At 68.4% G+C, this 1,731-nt stretch carries 2 protein-coding genes; both read left to right on the forward strand.

Features of this window, described 5'->3' with window-relative positions:
- Positions 1-770, forward strand: a 770-nt coding sequence (locus tag A985_RS0114360; RefSeq protein ID WP_157211475.1) for a uracil-DNA glycosylase family protein, incomplete at its 5' end; no start/stop codon positions are given.
- A partial coding sequence (locus A985_RS27070) for a DUF1853 family protein (protein ID WP_198288700.1) occupies positions 731-1,731 on the forward strand: 1,001 nt, incomplete at its 3' end. The genes A985_RS0114360 and A985_RS27070, both read left to right, overlap by 40 nt.

Below are 1,731 nucleotides of genomic sequence, written 5' to 3' on the forward strand. Positions count from 1 at the left end.
CCGCACCGCGTGGGGCCAGCCGTCACATGGAGGACCTGCCGCCCGACGACAGGCCGATGTGGCTCGACAGCGATGGCAGCGGCGACGGCGACGCAGCCGCCGATGCTGCGCTGTGGTCGATCATGCGCGATGCGGGCGAGGCCGGGGCGCCGTCGCGTCCTGCGCTGCCGGGCGTCGAGACACTGGACTGGGAGGCGCTGACGGAGCGCGTCGCCAATTGCCGCCTGTGCGGCCTGTGCGAAACGCGTACGCAGACGGTCTTCGGCGTGGGCGACCGCGAGGCCGACTGGCTGCTCGTGGGGGAAGCCCCGGGCCAGCAGGAGGATTTGCAGGGCGAGCCGTTCGTGGGGCAGGCGGGCAAGCTGCTCGACAACATGCTGCGCGCCGTGACATTGCAGCGCGGCGAGAACGTGTATATCGCGAACGTCCTCAAGTGCCGTCCGCCGAACAACCGAGATCCCGAAGCGACCGAAGTGGCGAGCTGCGAGCCTTACCTGAAGCGTCAGGTGGCACTGCTCAAGCCGCGCGTGATCGTGGTGATGGGGCGTTTCGCCGCGCAGAGCATTTTGCGCACGCAGGCGAGCATCGCCAGCCTGCGCGGGCGCGTGCATGAATATGAAGGCGTGCCGGTGATCGTGACGTACCATCCGGCTTACCTGTTGCGCAGTTTGCCCGACAAGGCCAAGGCCTGGACCGATTGGTGCCTGGCACGGGCTACCTACGAGGCTGTGTGCGAATCGACTCCCTCCCAGACGCCTACGGCGAACTGATCGAAACGCTGCGCGAGGCGCCGGTGCGCGACCTCGCGTGGCTGCTGTTGTCCGCCGATCTGCTCAGTGCCGCCCGCTTTCCGGCGGCGCTGGCGCAGTTCGACGGCGTGCAGGCGGTGAACGATGTGGCGCGCCAGCCCGACATCGCCGATCCCGTCCCCCATTCCCGAATCCTGCGCGACTGGCTACTGGCCTGCGATGCCGACGTCGAGCCGTTGCGCGACTTTCTTGCGCGCGGCGAAAGTCATCGCCTGGGGCGCTATGCGGAGCAACTGCTGCACTTCGCACTGCTGCACAGTCCTCGCTTCGATCTGCTCGCCGCCGGTTTGCAGGTGCGTGACGCCCGGCGCGGCAATATGACGCTCGGCGAGTGCGATTTCCTGTTGGCCCGGCGCGCCGACCGTCAATTGCTGCATTGGGAGCTGGCGGTGAAGCTGTATCTGTTCGTGCCACCAGCGACGCCGTCGCCGGGGCTCGACGAACGTGCCGTGCAGTTTCACTGGCTCGGACCGAATCTGGCCGACAGCCTGGCCGACAAGGTGGCGCGGTTGCTCGATCATCAATTGCGCCTGACCACGCTGGACGCAGCGCTTAGCGCATTGCCTATCGCCGGACCGTGGCTGCCGCAGGTCTATCTGAAGGGCTGGCTTTTCCATCCACTCGCGCACGGTGGGCAGTTGCCGGCGGTGGCGTCCGAGGCGCACGGTCGCGGCTGGTGGGCGACGCTCGACGAGTGGTGGGCGCACGCGCAGTCGACACAACGTGCGCCGAGCGCCGCACGCGAACGCACGTGGGCATTGCTGCCGCGCGCGCGTTGGCTGGCCCCCGCGCGCGTCAGCGATTCCTCGGCGCTATCGCTGGCGGCGATGCATACCCGAATCGAGACGCACTGGCGAGAACGCGGCGCCGAGCCGTTGCTCGTCGTGTCGCTGAACCGGCGGGCGGGCGGGGGGGGTTGGTT

Origin of the sequence: Pandoraea sp. B-6, from assembly GCF_000282835.1 — a bacterium.
GTDB classification, from domain to species: domain Bacteria; phylum Pseudomonadota; class Gammaproteobacteria; order Burkholderiales; family Burkholderiaceae; genus Pandoraea; species Pandoraea cepalis.